This is a genomic window from Solwaraspora sp. WMMD792, assembly GCF_029626105.1.
Classification (GTDB): Bacteria; Actinomycetota; Actinomycetes; order Mycobacteriales; family Micromonosporaceae; genus Micromonospora_E.
The window spans coordinates 4,727,253-4,743,858 of the sequence record NZ_JARUBH010000009.1; the positions used below are offsets into that span (position 1 = coordinate 4,727,253).

The following is a 16,606-nucleotide window of genomic DNA, read 5'->3' on the forward strand; positions in this document are numbered from 1 at the left end:
TACGGTGCCGCGTTCACGGCACAGGTTTCGTCGCGTGTTGCCGGGACGTTAGCAAGGCGTTGCAATCAATGGAAGACCTTGCAGGCTTCGTCGCAAGAACTTGCCGGTGCGCTACCGTGAACGCCATGCGCGCACGACTGTCCGACATCGCCCGCCAGGCCGACGTCAGCGAGGCCACGGTGTCCCGGGTGCTCAACGACCGCCCCGGAGTGGCAGCCGAAACCCGCCAGGCGGTGCTGACCGCGCTCGACGTGCTCGGCTACGAACGCCCCGCCCGGCTGCGCAAACGCAGCGCCGGCCTGGTCGGCCTGGTCGTGCCGGAGCTCGACAACCCGATCTTCCCGGCGTTCGCGCAGACCATCGAGTCCGCCCTCGCCCAGTCCGGCTACACCCCGGTGCTGTGCACCCAGACCCCCGGCGGGGTCACCGAGGACGAGTACGTGGAGATGCTGCTGGACCGCCAGGTCGCCGGCATCGTCTTCGTCTCCGGCCTGCACGCCGACACCGCCGCCGACCACGAGCGCTACCGCAAGCTGATCGCCCGGCCGCTGCCGATCGTGCTGATCAACGGGTACGCCGAAGGCATCGAAGCGCCCTTCGTCTCCTGCGACGACCGGGAAGCCGGCGAGCTGGCCGTGGAGCATCTCGTCGCCCTCGGCCACCGGCGGATCGGGCTGATCACCGGGCCGGACCGGTTCCTGCCGGTGCAGCGCAAACTGGCCGGATTCCGGGCGGCGATGCGGCGGCTGGTAAATGCCAGCGACGCCGAGATCGACGAGCTGACCGCGCTGTCACTGTTTGGTGTGGAGGGTGGCAAGGCAGCCGCCAACCGGTTGCTGGACAAGGGTGTCACCGGCATCACCTGCGGATCCGACCTGATGGCACTCGGGGCGATCCGGGCCGCCCGGCAGCGCGGCCTGTCGGTGCCCGGCGACGTGTCGGTGGTCGGCTACGACGACTCGCCGCTGATGGCGTTCACCGATCCGCCGCTGACCACGCTGCGCCAGCCGGTGATCGCGATGGCGGTGGCGGCGGTCCGGGCGCTAGTCGACGAGATCAACGGGCACGCCGCGCCCAACTCGGAGTACGTGTTCCGCCCCGAACTGGTCGCCCGTGGCTCCACCGGCATCGCCCCGCAGGTCACCCACCTCGCCGCCGCCGCAGCCGCGCCCACCAGCTGAGAGCTTGCGCAAGGGTTGCTTGACTCTTGCAAGAACCGGCAGGCATGCTCGGAGCAGAGTCAGCATCGCACCGACAGGACGGGGAACCCGTGACGATCGATCCTGCCCAGGCCGCGCCCCGTACCGCCCGGGACGACTGGTGGCGGACCGCCGCCGTCTACCAGGTGTACGTGCGCAGCTTCGCCGACTCCGACGGCGACGGCATCGGTGACCTGCAGGGCATCCGCAGCCGCCTGCCGTACCTGCGTGAGCTTGGCGTTGACGCGCTCTGGCTGACCCCGTTCTACCGCTCCCCAATGGTCGACGGCGGCTACGACGTCGCCGACTACCGCGAGGTCGACCCGATGTTCGGCGGCCTCACCGACTTCGACGAGATGATCACCGACGCGCACACGCTCGGCCTGCGGATCATCGTCGACATCGTGCCGAACCACACCTCCGACGTACACCCGTGGTTCGTCGCGGCGCTCGCCGCCGCGCCCGGATCGGCGGAGCGTGACCGGTACATGTTCCGCGACGGCCGCGGTGCCGACGGCGACGAGCCGCCGAACGACTGGGAGTCGATCTTCGGCGGGCCGGCCTGGACCAGGCTGCCCGACGGCCAGTGGTACCTGCACCTGTTCGACCCGGCCCAACCCGACCTCAACTGGCGCCACCCCGAGGTGCGCGCCGAGTTCGAACAGATCCTGCGCTTCTGGCTGGACCGGGGCGTCGACGGGTTCCGCATCGACGTCGCCCACGGGATGATCAAGGCCGACGGGCTGCCGGACATCGGCTGGACCTCGGCCACCACCGGCCGCCGGCAGATCGAGCTGCTCGGCAAAGGGCGGCTGCCGTACTTCGACCAGGATGAGGTGCACGACATCTACCGCGCCTGGCGGCCGATCCTGGACAGCTACCCGGGCGGACGGATGGCGGTCGCCGAGGCGTGGGCGGAGACCCCGCAGCGGCTGGCCCGCTACATCGGCCCGGACGAGCTGCACCAGGCGTTCAACTTCGACTTCCTCGACGCCACCTGGTCGGCCGACTCGTTCCACAAGGTGATCGACACCGCGCTCGCCGAGGCGTCGATCGTCGGTGCGCCGACCACCTGGGTGCTGTCCAACCACGACAAGCAGCGCCACGTCACCCGGTACGGCGACGGCGAGGTCGGGCTACGTCGGGCCCGCGCCGCCGCGCTGCTGATGTTCGCCCTGCCCGGCAGCACCTACCTCTACCAGGGTGAGGAGCTGGGCCTGCCGGAGGTGCTGGACCTGCCCGACCACCTGCGGCAGGACCCGGCGTTCGGCCGCACCGGGCACAGCCGCGACGGCTGCCGGGTGCCGCTGCCGTGGAGCGGCGAGGACCCGCCGTACGGCTTCGGGCCGGCCGGCTCGGTCGAATCCTGGCTGCCGGCCCCGGCCGGCTGGGCGCCGCTGACCGCGCAGGCCCAGGCCGACGACCCGGACTCGACGCTGGAGCTGTACCGGCGGGCCCTGGCGGTCCGGGCCGAGTATCCGGCGCTGCGCGACGCCCCGGCCGGCGACGGCACCGGGCTGGCCTGGCTGGAGTCCGGGCCGGGCGTGCTGGCGTTCCGCCGCACCGCCGACAGCGGGTCCGTCGAGGGCGACGCCGGTTCGGCCGCGCTGATCTGCGTGGTCAACCTCAGCGGTGCGCCGGTGCCGGTCGCCGGGTACGGCGTACCGCTGATCACCAGCGCGCCGTTGGACGGACCGCCCGGCCGCCAACTGCTGCCGGTCGACGCCGCCGCCTGGTTCCAGCCGGCCTGACGCCAGTTCCAGCCGCCTGACCGAAGGCGGCGGGCAGGTTTAGCACAGCCCGCCGCCGGGTATGGCTCGGAGCAGGAAACACCGGTCGTTCGTCGAGCCGGAAGCGCCGCCGGGCGGCTGGGCAAGGACCCCTTGTGGTGGGGGGCGAAGGTGGTGACGGTGCCCCGGGACCAGAGATGGTCCCGGGGCACCACCGCGTCTGGACGAGATTGCCGGATGCCCATCGGCCAGTGGTGCTGATAAGCCAGGCAACACCCTCAAGTCCGTTACCGGAAGGTTTCCAACCCGATTCATCGATGCTCCCCTATTGGGGAGATGTCCGGTGAGCCGGGAAGGAAAACCGATGGTATCGAAACGTACAGGTGTGTTGGTGGCGACGACGCTGTTGGCACTGGTCCCGGCCGCCCCGGCGGTGGCCGCCGTGCCCGAGGCGACGGTGCACGCCGTCGGCGGCCCGACCGCCGTCGCCGACTCCTACATCGTCGTGCTGGCCGACTCAGCGGTCGCCGCCGACGCCACCGAGGCGGTCGACCGCGCCGCGCGCTCCCTGGCCGGCCGGTACGGCGGCGACGTCGCCCGGGTCTACCGGCACGCGCTACCTGGCCTCGAGGTCCACCTGTCGCCGCGCCAGGCCCGCCGGCTCGCCGCCGACCCGCGGGTGGCCTCGGTGACCCAGAACCACACGGTGACCGCCGCCGACGTTCAGGCTCCGACGCCGTCCTGGGGCCTGGACCGGATCGACCAGCGAAACCTGCCACTCGACGACACGTACACCTATCCGAGCGTCACATCGTCCGTGCGGGTCTACGTCATCGACACCGGGATCCGGATGTCGCACGACGAGTTCACCGGGCGGGTGCGTTCCGGGCGCGACACCATCGACAACGACGACGACGCGTCCGACTGCAGCGGGCACGGCACACACGTCGCGGGCACGGTCGGCGGCACCACGTACGGCGTCGCCAAGAACGTGGAGCTGGTCGCCGTACGGGTGCTCAACTGCGGCGGCAACGGCACCGTCGCCACCGTGATCGCCGGCATCGACTGGGTGACCGCCGACCACCAGCCGGGCGAGCCTGCCGTGGCCAACATGAGCCTCGGCGGGCTCGGCTACGCTCCCACGGACCAGGCGCTGGCCCGCTCCGTCGCCGACGGCGTCACCTACGTCGTCGCGGCCGGCAACAACAACGGCGCCGACGCCTGCGGCTACTCCCCCGGCCGCGCCCCGCAGGCGATCACCGTCGCCGCCACCAGGCCCGACGACACGCGCGCGCCATTCTCCAACATCGGCGACTGCGTCGACATCTTCGCCCCCGGCACCGACATCGTCTCGGCCGGGATCACCAGCGACAGCGCCGCCCGCCCGGCCAGCGGCACGTCGATGGCCGCCCCACACGTCGCCGGTGCGGCAGCGCTGATCCTCGCCGAGCACCCCGACCACACCCCGGCCCAGGTCACCACCGCGCTGCTCGACGCCGCCACCCCCGGCGTCGTGACCGACCCGGGTGCCGGCTCCCCGAACCGGCTGCTGCACATCGACGGCACCGTCCCCGCCCACGATTTCGCCCTGGCCGTCGCCCCGACCAGCGGCACCGTCGCGCCCGGTGGCAGCGTCACCGCCACTGTCACGGCAACCGTCACCGCCGGCTCCGCACAGCCGGTCGACCTGAGCGTCGCCGGGCTGCCGTCCGGCGCGACCGCCACCTTCGACCCGGCCACCATCGGCTCGGCCGGCAGCACCACCCTGACCATCGCCACCACGGCGGTCACCGCTGCCGGCACCTACCGGGTGCACATCGTCGGCACCGGCCCGCACGCCACCCGGATCGCCAGGTTCGTCCTCACCGTCGAGGCGCTGCCAGGTTGCCTCGGTGCCAACGAGACCGACACCCCGCTGCCGTTGTCCGGCGGGTTCGTCGACGTCCCGATCACCATCACCGGCTGCGCGGGCAACGCCGCCGCCAACAGCACCATCGAGGTACGCATCGAGCACACCGCCATCACCGACCTGCAGGTGGAACTGTTCGCCCCCGACGACACCCGCTACTTCCTGCTGGCCCGTACCGGTCACGGAGCCGCCCCGAACGTCGACCACACGTTCACGTACGACCTGTCCGACAAGGTGGCCGACGGGACCTGGCGCCTGCGGGTCTACGACTCCGGCCCGACCGGCTCCGGGTTCTTCGACTCCTGGCGGCTGAACCTCGCCGGAGCGGATCTGCCCCTACCGGTCTGCGGCGGCCAGGCGACCACCGACGTGCCGATCGGTGACCGGGCGACCGTCGAGAGCCCGATCACGGTTACCGGTTGTGACCCTGTCTCGCGGCGCAGTGCATGGGTGGACGTACGGGTGGTCCACCCGTGGTCGCGTGACCTCAGCTACGAACTGGTCGCCCCGGACGGACGGGTGTTCACCCTGCAGGGCGTCAACGGCATGGGTCTGCCCAACATGTTCCGGACCTTCGTCGTCGACGCGTCCGGGTACGACGACCCGAACGGCGTCTGGAAGCTGCGGGTCCAGGACCACTACTGGGGCGAATCGGGTCCGGCGTACATCGACAGCTGGCGGCTGACGCTGCGACCGTAAAGTCAGCACGGGCGGCTTTCCGGCCGTCGGCCCAGTAGACGGACGCTACGGCCGTACCGGTCAGGCCCGGGTCGTCAGGATGCTGGCGATCCGGGCCATGCCGGCGCGTACCTCGTCCGGGGACGGCGGCGGCGACGGTTCGACGTGCCGCTCCTGCGGTTCGGCGTCGTTGCCGCCGACCAGGTCCTCGAAGTCGTCGTACTCGGCGACGTCCTCGTCGGCGGAGGCCTGGGCGGCGGCCAGCTCGCCGCGGATCTCCTCGACGGTCACCAGAGTCAGCAGCGGCTCGACCACCGCCATCAGCTCCTCGTCGGCGACGACCGTCTCGGCCAGGGCCAGCGCGTGCGCCCGTTCGTACGGCCCGCACACCACCGGTTCCCACTCGCCGTCCTGGTCGCCGAGCGGCCCGAAGGTGATGATCCACGGCATCGTGTGCGCCGGCGAGTCGTCCGGCAGCTCAAGCGTGACTAGTGCCCCCACCTGACCGATCATCGTCGTACGACCGAGACCGCCGACGGCTTTTGCGGCTTTTACTGCTTTTGGCGGTGCCGTCCCGGCCGTCCGCCGGGCTGGCTGCCCGGTCGGCCGCCGGACTATCCGTCGGGCTGTCTGCCCGGTCGACCGCCGGGCCGCCAGGTCGACCACCCGGCCGTACCGGCTGGTCGCCGCCAACGCCGCGCCGAACAGCAGCAACTGGTTGAGCAGATAAAGGTAGATCAGCAGACCGACCGCGCCGGCCACCACGGTGTACGCCGGATTGCGCTCGAACCGGCCGACGTAGAACCGCCCGGCGGTGTTCAGCACGGTCAGGCCGAGCGCCACCACGAAGATCGGCGCGACCAGCCGCCGGGCGGACATTCGCAGCCGGGGCACCGCGACCAGCAGCGCCGAGGCGAGCACCAGGTTGATCACGAAGGCGAGCAGCACACTGACGACGGCGGCAGCGGCCGATCCTTCGCCGAGCAGCCAACCGAGCAGCGTCCGCAGCGCGTCGACCGCACCGACCGAGACACCGATCAGCAGGAACACCCCGACGAGTACGGCCAGGTCGACGACCTGCCGTACGCCGAAGTAGCCGGGCTGCTGCTCGAGCCGGTAGACGAACCGTTGCGACGAGCGGATCGCCTCCACCCAGCCGATGCCGGTCAACGCGAGCAGCACCAGGCCGACGACGCCGACCTGGCCGCTGTTGCGCTGGATCTGGGCCAGGTCCAGAAACGGCAGGTTCTGCAGCAGGAAGTCGGCGACCGCCGCGCTGACCTCCGCGTTGGCCTCGACCAGGGCGCCGAATACCCAGTACGCGACCAGGCCGAGGGCGAAGACGGCGAAGAACCCGTAGTACGCGATCGCGGCGGCCAGCCGCCCGCCCAGCACCTGGTTGTAGCGTTCCACCGCCCGCCAGAGGTGGTCCAGGCGCGGGTACCGCCGCCGGGACCGGTCCAGCGCCCGCTGGGTGCCGGACCAGGCCCGGCCGAAAACGTTCACCCCGTCATCCTGGTGCACCGGTCATCCTGGTGCACCGGCACGCCGCCGAGTGGTCAGCCGCCGAGTGGAAAATCGCGGCGCGGACGCCATCGCCCCTCGCCGCTGTGCGAGAAGAGCGTGAACGAGTCGACCTCGAACTGTGCCTCGAAGCCGGCGAGGTCGTCGTACACCTTGTCCATCGCGTCGGTCGGCACGTCCTGGGCGACGGTCACGTGCGGGTGGTACGCGAACCGGCTCTCCCGGACGAGCTGGTCGGCGGTGCCGATCGCCGAGGCGAGCAGCTCGCACTCGCTGATCCCGGCCGCCACCGCGACGAAGACCACGTCGGTGATCGGCCGGAACGTGCCGGTCCCACGCAGGTGCAGCGGGTACGGCGGATGCGCGGCGGCCACCGCCGCCAGGTGCGCCTCCACCTCGGCCAGCTGGCCTTCGACGATGTCGGTCGGGCCGAGCAGGGTGATGTGCGCGGGTACGTACTCGGCGGCCGGGTCGCCGGCCTCGGCCCGGCGGCGGGTCAGCTCCTCGCCCCAGGGCTGCGGGATGTCGATGGCGACGCCGATCCGCACCTGACCGGGAGCTGGTCGCGCGCCGATGACGGACACTGTCAGACAGTCCCCGCGGGTGCCAGGAAGCCGACCCGGTCGTACACGGCGGCGAGCGTCGCGGCTGCCACCGCCTCGGCCTTCCCCGCACCGATCGCCAGCACCTTGTCCAGCTGGGCCGGGTCGTCGAGGTAGCCGCGGGTGCGCTCCTGGATCGGCCGGACGAACTCCACCACCACCTCCGCCAGGTCCTTCTTCAGGTCACCGTAGCCTTTGCCCTGGTACGCGGCGGTCAGCTCGTCGAGCGTCCGGCCGCTGAGCGCGGCGTAGATGGTGAGCAGGTTGCTGATGCCGGGCTTGCTCTCCGGATCGTAGATGATCTCGCGGCCGGTGTCGGTGACCGCCGAGCGGATCTTCTTGGCCGATTTGGCCGGGTCATCCAGCAGGTCGATGATGCCGGCCGGGGAGGACGACGACTTGGACATCTTCGCGGTCGGGTCCTGCAGGTCGAGGATCTTGGCGGTGTCCCGGACGATGTACGGGGCCGGCACCGTGAAGGTGGCGCCGAACCGGGTGTTGAACCGCTGGGCCAGGTCCCGGGTGAGCTCCAGGTGCTGCCGCTGGTCCTCACCGACCGGGACCGCGTCGGCCTGGTAGAGCAGGATGTCGGCGGCCTGCAGCACCGGGTAGGTGAACAGCCCGACGCTGGCCCGCTCGGCGCCCTGCTTGGCGGACTTGTCCTTGAACTGGGTCATCCGGCTCGCCTCGCCGAACCCGGTGATGCAGCCCATCACCCAGGCGAGCTGGGCGTGCTGCGGCACCTGGGACTGGACGAACAGGGTGCACCGGCCCGGGTCGAGGCCGGCGGCGAGCAGTTGGGCGGCGGCCACCCGGGTCCGCTGGCGCAGCACCTGCGGGTCGTGCCCGGCGGTGATCGCGTGCAGGTCGACCACGCAGTAGAAGGTGTCGTGGGTGTCCTGCATCGCCACCCAGTTGCGCACCGCGCCGAGGTAGTTGCCGAGGTGGAACGAGTCGGCGGTGGGCTGGATGCCGGAGAGCACCCGGGGGCGGGAGGCGGGCTCGGACATGTCGACAATTCTGACAGCACCGGTGGATCGATGTCTCGCCGGTATCCGACCGGCGGCCGCCGGTCGGCAATGTTCGGCTCTGTTGGATTTACCCGTCGCCACTGTTGATTCCTGGCTGGATGTGGTGAAATCTTCACCGGACGACCGGCGGAGTGAAGGGACACCGATCGTGACACTCCCGGTAGCCGCCGGCGGCGCAGGCGACAGCGACGCGGGGCCGGTCACCCGCCGCGCCCACGACGGCTTCCAGCAGCGGTACGGCGTACCGCCGGCCGGTTCGTGGGCGGCACCGGGGCGGGTCAACCTGATCGGCGAGCACACCGACTACAACGACGGCTTCGTGCTGCCGTTCGCCCTGCCGCACCGCACCGTCGTCGCGGCCGGCCCGGCAGAGCAGGGCGGACCGGCAGAGCCAGCCGGACCGGCAGCGCAGGGCGGACCGGCAGAGACCGGCTGGACCGTCTGGTCGGAGCAGTCCGGCGAGGAGATCGCGTTCAGCGCCGCCGACGCGGACCGGCCCGGCGCGGTCGACGGCTGGGGCGGCTACGTCGCCGGCGTGGTGTGGGCGCTGCGCGAGGCCGGGTACCCCGTACCGGCCGCCCGGTTGGCGATCGCGTCCGACGTACCGCTCGGTGCCGGCCTGTCATCGTCGGCCGCGCTGGAAGCCGCGGTGCTGACCGCCCTGGCCGACCTCGGCGGCATCGGCCCCGACCAGCTGCCGGTGGCCCGGCGCGCGGCGCTGGCCCAGCGGGCGGAGAACGGCTACGCCGGGGTGCCCTGCGGGATCATGGACCAGTCGGCGTCGATCCGTTGCCGGGCCGGGCACGCGCTGTTCCTGGACTGCCGGTCGCTCGACGTCGACCACGTCCCGTTCGACCTGGCCGCCGCCGGGCTGGCCGTCCTGGTGGTCGACACCCGGGCCCCGCACCGGCACGTCTCCGGCGAGTACGCCGCTCGCCGGGCCGCCTGCGAGCGGGCGGCCGGGCTGCTCGGCGTGCCAGCGCTGCGCGACGTGCCGGTCGACGGTCTGCCGGCCACCCTGGACCGGCTGCCGGACGACCCGACGCGACGCCGGGTCCGGCATGTGGTCACCGAGAACCACCGGGTCCGCGAGACGGTGACGCTGCTGCGGGCCGGCCGGATCCGCGAGATCGGTCCACTGCTGACCGCCTCGCACGCGTCGATGCGCGACGACTTCGAGATCACCGTGCCGGAGGTGGACGTCGCGGTGACCGCGGCGCTGGCCGGCGGCGCGTACGGTGCCCGGATGACCGGCGGCGGCTTCGGCGGTTGCGTGTTGGCGCTGGTCGATGCGGATGCCGCCGACCGGGTGGCGGCCACAGTGGGCGCGGCGTACGCCGAGCACGGCTTCCCGCCACCGACGTTCTTCACCGCCCTGCCCTGCGCGGGAGCCGAACGGATCCACTAACCTCGCCGCGACACATTAGACCAGTGGCGGCGGAGGTGCCCGTGGTGCAGGAGATGACCGACCGGCCGGCGGAGGACACCCCGTTCCTGGTCCGGATCGACGGACGCCGGTTCCTGATCTGGGCCGGTGGGCTGGCCGCCGTCTGCTGGTTGCTGGCCGGTGGGCTGCTCGGCGGAGTGGCGTACCTGGTCGCGAGGGAGGCGGCGGTCGGTCGCTCGGCGACGATGGCGCTGGCCGGTCTGCCGGTGCTGCTGCTCGGCGGGTTGCTGGCCGCGACCGTGGCCATGTGGCACGGCCGGTTCACCGGCCGGGGCCCGGTGCTGGCCGCCGACCGGACCGGGGTCTGGGTGGCGAACGGCAGTTTCCGCGCCAACCCGGTCTGGCTGCCGTGGGACGCGGTGTCGGCGGTGCAGGTCCGCCGTACCGGGATCGAGGATCTGATCTTCATCGACGCGCAGACGCCGCACCCGGCGGTGCCGCCGGGAGCCCGGCTGATGGTGCCGACCATGCTGCTGGACTGCGGCAGCACTCAGATCGTGGCGGCGCTCGGCGCGTTGGCCGCCGGCCGGGCCCCGGTCTACGGACGCTGGTGAACTCAGCCGACGCTGGTAACTCAGCCGCAGGGTCGGGCCCGACGGTGACAGCGGACCCGACCCGTCAGCCCAGGATCAGCCGGCTTCGATGATCATGCCGGCGGCGGCGGTCCGGTTCGTCGACTCGTCGATCAGGATGAAACCGCCGGTGGTCCGGTTACGCCGGTACTCGTCGGTGAGCAGCGGGACCGTGGTCCGGAAGGTGACCCGGCCGATGTCGTTGAGGCCGAGCTGGCTGGCGGACTCGTCGCGGTGCAACGTGTTGACGTCCAGCCGGTACTGCACGCCACGGACCACGGCGCGGGCGCTGCGGGTGGTGTGCTTGATGGCGTACTTGCCGCCCACCTGCAGCGGCCGGGTCTCGTCCATCCAGCAGATCATCGCCTCGACGTCCTGGGCCGGAGTGGGCGCGTTGTGCGGCCGGCAGATCAGGTCGCCCCGGGAGATGTCCAACTCGTCGGTGAGCCGGACGGTCACCGACATCGGCGGGAACGCCTCGTCGACCGGGCCGTCGGCGGTCTCGATGCTGGCGATCGTGCTGGTCAGCCCGGACGGCAGCACCATCACCTCGTCGCCGGGCTTGAGCACCCCGGAGGCGACCTGGCCGGCGTAGCCCCGGTAGTCGGTGACAATGGTCGACTGCGGCCGGATCACGTACTGCACCGGGAACCGCACGTCGACCAGGTTGCGGTCGGAGGCGATGTGCACGTGCTCCAGGTGGTGCAGCAGCGACGGGCCTTCGTACCAGGGGCTGCGCTCCGAGCGGGTGGCGATGTTGTCGCCGTTCAACGCCGAGATCGGGATGACCGACAGGTCGGGCACCTCCAGCTTGGCGGCGAAGGTGGTGAACTCGTCGGCGATCGTCTCGTAGACCGACTGGTCCCAGTCGACCAGGTCCATCTTGTTGACGCAGAGCACCAGGTGCGGCACCCGCAGCAGCGAGCAGAGGAACGCGTGCCGCCGGGACTGCTCGACCAGGCCCTTGCGGGCGTCGACCAGGATCAGCGCCAGGTCGGCGGTGGAGGCACCGGTGACCATGTTGCGGGTGTACTGGATGTGCCCGGGGGTGTCGGCGATGATGAACTTCCGCCGGGGGGTGGCGAAGTAGCGGTACGCCACGTCGATGGTGATGCCCTGCTCCCGTTCGGCGCGCAGGCCGTCGGTGAGCAGCGCCAGGTTGGTGTACTCGTCGCCCCGGGCCGCGCTGACCGCCTCGACCGCTTCCAGCTGGTCGGTGAAGAGCGACTTGGTGTCGTAGAGCAGCCGGCCGATCAGGGTCGACTTGCCGTCGTCGACGCTGCCGGCGGTGGCGAACCGCAGCAGGTCCATGGCCCGGGTGGTGGGGGCGTCAGCCGTCACCGTCATCAGAAGTAGCCCTCCCGCTTGCGGTCCTCCATGGCGGCCTCACTGACCCGGTCGTCGCCCCGGGTGGCCCCGCGCTCGGTGACCCGGGTCGCGGCGACCTCGTCGATCACCTTCTCGACGGTGTCCGCCGGGGAGCGGACCGCCGCCGTGCAGGAGGCGTCGCCGACGGTGCGGTAGCGCACCTGCTCGATGAACGGCGTCTCGCCGGAGCGGGGCTGGATGAACTCGTTGACGGCGTACAGCATGCCGTCGCGCTCGATCACCTCGCGCTCGTGGGCGAAGTAGATCGGCGGCAGCTCGATCCGCTCCCGGGCGATGTAGTGCCAGACGTCCAGCTCGGTCCAGTTGGACAGCGGGAAGACCCGGATCGACTCGCCGGGGTGGTGCCGGCCGTTGTACAGCGACCACAGCTCGGGGCGCTGGTTCTTCGGGTCCCACTGGCCGAACTCGTCGCGGAACGAGAAGACCCGCTCCTTGGCGCGGGCCTTCTCCTCGTCCCGGCGGGCCCCGCCGAACAGGGCGTCGAACCGGTACTTCTCGACCGCGGCCAGCAGCACCGGGGTCTGGATGCGGTTGCGCATCCCGTCCGGCGACTCGCGGACCAGCCCCGACTCGAGGGCTTCCGGCACGCTGGCGACGACCAGTTGCAGGCCGAGCTCGTCGACCCGGCGGTCCCGGTAGTCGAGCACCTCTTGGAAGTTGTGCCCGGTGTCGACGTGCATCACCGGGAACGGGATCCGGGCCGGGGCGAACGCCTTCTGCGCCAGCCGCAGCATGACGATCGAGTCCTTGCCGCCGGAGAAGAGCAGCACCGGCCGCTCCAGCTCGGCGACGACCTCGCGCATGACGAAGATGCTCTCCGCCTCCAGCGCGTCGAGGTGGGAGACGCGGTACGCGGTCGCGTTGGTCATCACACCCACCCCTGGTTGTGGGTCATCCGAAGCTTGGTCATCCGAATACCAGACCTTTCCGGTTGGCAAGCTGGAGATAGGGGGTCAGGATACCTGCAGATGCTGCCGCAACGCTGCGAGCAGTTTGCTGGCAAGATCTCGTCGGCAGACCACCAAATCTGGCAGCCGCGGGTTGGCCTCGTTGTATTGCAGCGCGGATCCGTCGATCCGGGAAGCGTGCAGACCGGTGGCGGTCGCCACGGCGACCGGCGCGGCCGAGTCCCACTCGTACTGGCCGCCGGCGTGCACGTAGGCGTCGGCGTCGCCGGCGATCACCGCAGCGATCTTGGCGCCGGCCGAGCCCATCGGCACCAGCTCGGCGCCGAGCTGCTCGGCGAGCGCGGTGACGAAGGCGGGTGGCCGGCTGCGGCTGGCGGCCAGCCGGATCGCGCCGCCGGCCGACGCCGCCGCCGGCATCGGCGGGTACGGCGGCGGGTGCTCGGTGCTGATCGTGCGGTGCTGGGCGGGCAGTCCCACCGCGCCGGCGACCAGCCGGTGCGGGGTGGAGCCGCTACGTGACCAGAGCGCCACGTGCACCGCCCAGTCGGCGCGGCCCTCCTCGGAGAACTCCCGGGTGCCGTCGAGCGGGTCGATGATCCACACCCGGTCGGCGGTGAGTCGGGACGGCCCGGCGTCCGTCGAGGTCTCGGCGGCCGGGTCCGGCAGCGCCTGGCGGGCGCCGTCGTCCTCCTCCGACAGCACCGCGTCCGCCGGCCGCCAGCGGGCCAGTTCGGTACGGAGCAGGTCGTGGGAGACCTTGTCACCGGCCGCCTTGAGCGCGGTCGGGTCGGCGTACCCCAGCTCCTCACGGACCTGGAGCAGCGACTCGCCGGCGCGCCCGGCGAGCCATCGGGCGAATGCGGCATCGGTTACCGGCGGCGTGCTCATCTGGCTCCTCTCCTACCTGCCCGGCGGACACCGGGCCGTCCACCCGGAATCCACGGGCGGTGTTCTGCCCGGTTCACGATCCAGCTGTCCCAGACGTAACGCCACAGCCGCCTCTCAGGTGCTGTGGTACGTGTTCTGGGCCCACTCGAGCCCTCGGACGACCACCGCTTCCACCAGGTCAGCGGCCCGATCGACGAGAAAGTCGAGTTCCTTGCGTTCAGTTGTCGAGAAATCTGACAAAACATAATCTGCTGGATCTTGTCGACCGGGCGGACGCCCGATCCCGAACCTGACCCGCAGGTACTCCTTGCTGCCGAGCGACCGGGACATGGAGCGCAGCCCGTTGTGGCCGCCCTCTCCACCGCCCTGCTTCACCCGCAGTCGACCGTAGTCGATGTCCAGCTCGTCGTGCACCGTGACGATCTGCTCGACCGGCACCTTGTAGAACTTCGCCAACGCGGCCACCGGGCCGCCGGAGAGGTTCATGAACGTCAGCGGCTTCGCCAGCACCAGCTTCGGCCCGCCCAGGCCGAGCCGACCCTCGCCGGACTCGGCCGTCGCCCGCCGGTGCCGGCTCAACCGGACACCGAGCCGGCCGGCGAGCAGGTCCGCGACCATGAACCCGACGTTGTGCCGGTTACGGGCGTACTCCCGGCCCGGGTTGCCCAGCCCGACGACCAGCCACGGTGCCGTCTCCACCACACCTCCTGAAACGGATCAAGGCGTCACCGCCGCGGCAGGGCCGGCAGCGGGACGCCCGGATCGTCGAACGGCGGGTCAGACCGGCTGCTCGGCGGCACCCTCGGCGACGGTCTCCTCGGCTGCCTCCTCGCCGGTCTCCTCGCCGAGCTGGGCGGCGCTCGGCGCGGCGGAGACCACCACGAGCACGGTCGCCGGGTCGACGGTCAGCTCGACCCCGCCCGGCAGCTGGACGTCGCCGGCGGTGACGTGCGAGCCGGGCTCCAGACCCTCGATCGACACCTCCAGCGACTCCGGCACCCGGGTCGCCTCGGCGCTGACCGACAGCGTGTCGTGCTCGTGCATCACCAGGGTGCCCTTGGCCGGCTCGCCGACCAGCTGCACCGGGATGTCCACGGTGACCTTCTCGCCCCGGCGGACCAGCAGCAGGTCGACGTGCTCGAAGGTGTCCTTGACCGGGTCACGCTGAATCGCCTTGGTCAGCGCCAGCGCCTGGGTGCCGTCGGTGATCTCGATGGCGAACAACTGGTTGGCGCCGCCGTGCCGGATCGCGGCGGCGAACTCACGGGCGGGCAACGCGATGTGCTTGGGCTTCTCGCCGTGGCCGTACAGCACGGCGGGCACCTTGCCGGCCCGGCGGGTACGGCGGGCACCACCCTTACCGAACTCGGTGCGGGGCTCGGCGCTGATCTTTACCTCGGACACGGGAGTACTCCTGGAGTTTCGGCAGTGCGTGCGGGGGAACCTGATCCGGCTCCGGGGAGACGGACGCGATGTCGGCGGTGCCGGGCGAAGGGGCACGCTGGGCGCTCGTCCAACTGGGCAGTGCCCGGAGCACCGCGTCGATCACGGTGCTTCCGGGCGGCAGCGCTTCGTCAGCAGCGGCCCGCAGGGCACCCTCGCCGTGGCAACCGCACCAGTCTACCCGAGGCTGGTGAACTGGTTCAGGCAGTACCCCTGAGATCGGCTCGGCCCGCGCAGGCGCGGGCCGTAGCTCAGCTCAGCCCGCGCAGGCGCGGGCCGAAATCAGCTCAGCCCGCCGAACAGCGTCGTCACCGAGCCGTCGTCGAAGACTTCGCGGATCGCCCGGGCCAGCAGCGGCGCGATGGACAGCACAGTGAGCTTGTCCAACTGCTTCTCCGCCGTCAGCGGCAGGGTGTTGGTCACCACAACCTCGCTGATCCGGCTGTTCTTCAGCCGTTCGGTGGCCGGGTCGGACAGCAGCGCGTGGGTGGCCGCGACCGCGATGTCCGACGCGCCGGCGTCGTAGAGAATCTCCGCCGCCTTGGTGATCGTCCCGCCGGTGTCGATCATGTCATCGACGATCAGGCAGACCCGGCCCTCGACGTCGCCGACCACCCGGTTCGCCACCACCTGGTTCGGCTTGAGCGGGTCCCGGGTCTTGTGGATGAAGGCCAGCGGGCAGCCGCCGAGCCGGTCGGTCCAGCGCTCGGCCACCCGGACCCGGCCGGAGTCCGGCGCGACCACGGTCATCGGCCGCCCGGCGAACCGGCTCTCGACGTAGCCGGCCAGGATGTCCATCGCGAAGAGGTGGTCGACCGGGCCGTCGAAGAAGCCTTGGATCTGCGCGGTGTGCAGATCGACGGTGAGGATCCGGTCCGCGCCGGCGGTGCGCAGCAGGTCGGCGATCAGCCGGGCGGAGATGGGCTCCCGGCCGCGGTGCTTCTTGTCCTGACGTGAGTACGGGTAGAACGGCAGCACCACCGTGATCCGTTTGGCCGAGCCACGCTTCAGTGCGTCGATCATGATCAGGGTCTCCATCACCCAGCGGTTGACGCCGTGGGTGACCGACTGGACGACGAACGCGTCCGAGCCGCGGACCGACTCCTTGAACCGGACGAAGATCTCACCGTTGGAGAACTCGTACGAGTCGGCCGGGGTGGGTGCGATGCCGAGCACTTCACCGATCTCCTCGGCGAGCTCGGGGAAACCCCGGCCGGTGAAAAGCATCAGGCTCTTGCGGTTCTCGGCGACGATGCTGCCCATCGAGACGTCTGCTCCCGTCAGGG

General features: G+C 71.3%; 13 protein-coding genes and 2 pseudogenes. 5 read left to right on the forward strand and 10 right to left on the reverse strand.

What is annotated here, in order from left to right; all coding sequences use genetic code 11:
- Nucleotides 1-116 precede the first annotated feature (116 nt).
- The 3 genes and pseudogenes from O7629_RS22045 to O7629_RS22055 form a co-directional block, all read left to right on the forward strand.
- Nucleotides 117-1,133 (forward strand): annotated as a pseudogene (locus tag O7629_RS22045) (LacI family DNA-binding transcriptional regulator); the annotation flags it as partial.
- Nucleotides 1,134-1,276: 143 nt separating this feature from the next.
- Nucleotides 1,277-2,950, forward strand: coding sequence for a glycoside hydrolase family 13 protein (locus O7629_RS22050; protein ID WP_278174629.1), 1,674 nt, complete (start codon nt 1,277-1,279; stop codon nt 2,948-2,950).
- Nucleotides 2,951-3,320: 370 nt separating this feature from the next.
- On the forward strand, nt 3,321-5,537 hold the full coding sequence (locus tag O7629_RS22055) for a S8 family peptidase (RefSeq protein ID WP_278171449.1): 2,217 nt from the start codon (nt 3,321-3,323) through the stop codon (nt 5,535-5,537).
- 60 nt (nt 5,538-5,597) lie between these two features.
- On the opposite strand, the gene O7629_RS22060 is transcribed toward O7629_RS22055, so the two are convergent.
- The 4 genes and pseudogenes from O7629_RS22060 to trpS all read right to left on the reverse strand — a co-directional run bounded on the left by O7629_RS22060 (nt 5,598) and on the right by trpS (nt 8,652).
- Nucleotides 5,598-6,017, reverse strand: a complete 420-nt coding sequence (locus O7629_RS22060) for a hypothetical protein (RefSeq protein ID WP_278174630.1) — start codon at nt 6,015-6,017, stop codon at nt 5,598-5,600.
- A 147-nt stretch (nt 6,018-6,164) separates the two neighbouring features.
- Nucleotides 6,165-7,022, reverse strand: a pseudogene (locus O7629_RS22065) (YhjD/YihY/BrkB family envelope integrity protein); the annotation flags it as partial.
- A 53-nt stretch (nt 7,023-7,075) separates the two neighbouring features.
- Nucleotides 7,076-7,624 (reverse strand): 2'-5' RNA ligase family protein, encoded by a 549-nt coding sequence (locus O7629_RS22070; RefSeq protein ID WP_278171451.1) that lies wholly within the window; start codon nt 7,622-7,624, stop codon nt 7,076-7,078.
- 2 nt (nt 7,625-7,626) lie between these two features.
- Nucleotides 7,627-8,652, reverse strand: a complete 1,026-nt coding sequence (gene trpS, locus O7629_RS22075; RefSeq protein WP_278171453.1) for a tryptophan--tRNA ligase — start codon at nt 8,650-8,652, stop codon at nt 7,627-7,629.
- Nucleotides 8,653-8,821: 169 nt separating this feature from the next.
- Between trpS and galK the strand changes: the two genes are divergently transcribed.
- Nucleotides 8,822-10,081, forward strand: coding sequence for a galactokinase (gene galK, locus O7629_RS22080; protein WP_278171455.1), 1,260 nt, complete (start codon nt 8,822-8,824; stop codon nt 10,079-10,081).
- Nucleotides 10,082-10,104: 23 nt separating this feature from the next.
- A complete protein-coding gene (locus tag O7629_RS22085; protein WP_278171457.1) occupies nt 10,105-10,674 on the forward strand; it encodes a hypothetical protein in 570 nt (189 codons plus the stop codon).
- 75 nt (nt 10,675-10,749) lie between these two features.
- Here the strand turns inward: O7629_RS22085 and O7629_RS22090 are convergent, their stop codons facing one another.
- The 6 genes from O7629_RS22090 to O7629_RS22115 all read right to left on the reverse strand — a co-directional run bounded on the left by O7629_RS22090 (nt 10,750) and on the right by O7629_RS22115 (nt 16,583).
- The gene (locus O7629_RS22090; protein ID WP_278171459.1) at nt 10,750-12,039 is read right to left on the reverse strand and encodes a GTP-binding protein; all 1,290 of its coding nucleotides are present in this window, start codon (nt 12,037-12,039) and stop codon (nt 10,750-10,752) included.
- A complete protein-coding gene (cysD, locus tag O7629_RS22095; RefSeq protein ID WP_278171461.1) occupies nt 12,039-12,950 on the reverse strand; it encodes a sulfate adenylyltransferase subunit CysD in 912 nt (303 codons plus the stop codon). Before cysD ends, O7629_RS22090 begins: the two co-directional genes overlap by 1 nt.
- An 84-nt stretch (nt 12,951-13,034) precedes the next feature.
- Nucleotides 13,035-13,877 (reverse strand): 3'(2'),5'-bisphosphate nucleotidase CysQ, encoded by an 843-nt coding sequence (locus tag O7629_RS22100; RefSeq protein WP_278171462.1) that lies wholly within the window; start codon nt 13,875-13,877, stop codon nt 13,035-13,037.
- A 114-nt stretch (nt 13,878-13,991) separates the two neighbouring features.
- Nucleotides 13,992-14,579 (reverse strand): aminoacyl-tRNA hydrolase, encoded by a 588-nt coding sequence (pth, locus tag O7629_RS22105; protein ID WP_278171464.1) that lies wholly within the window; start codon nt 14,577-14,579, stop codon nt 13,992-13,994.
- 75 nt (nt 14,580-14,654) lie between these two features.
- Entirely contained in the window at nt 14,655-15,281 is a 627-nt protein-coding gene (locus O7629_RS22110) for a 50S ribosomal protein L25/general stress protein Ctc (RefSeq protein WP_278171465.1), read from the reverse strand.
- Between the two features lie 321 nt (nt 15,282-15,602).
- Nucleotides 15,603-16,583, reverse strand: a complete 981-nt coding sequence (locus tag O7629_RS22115; RefSeq protein WP_278171466.1) for a ribose-phosphate diphosphokinase — start codon at nt 16,581-16,583, stop codon at nt 15,603-15,605.
- Nucleotides 16,584-16,606 lie beyond the last annotated feature (23 nt).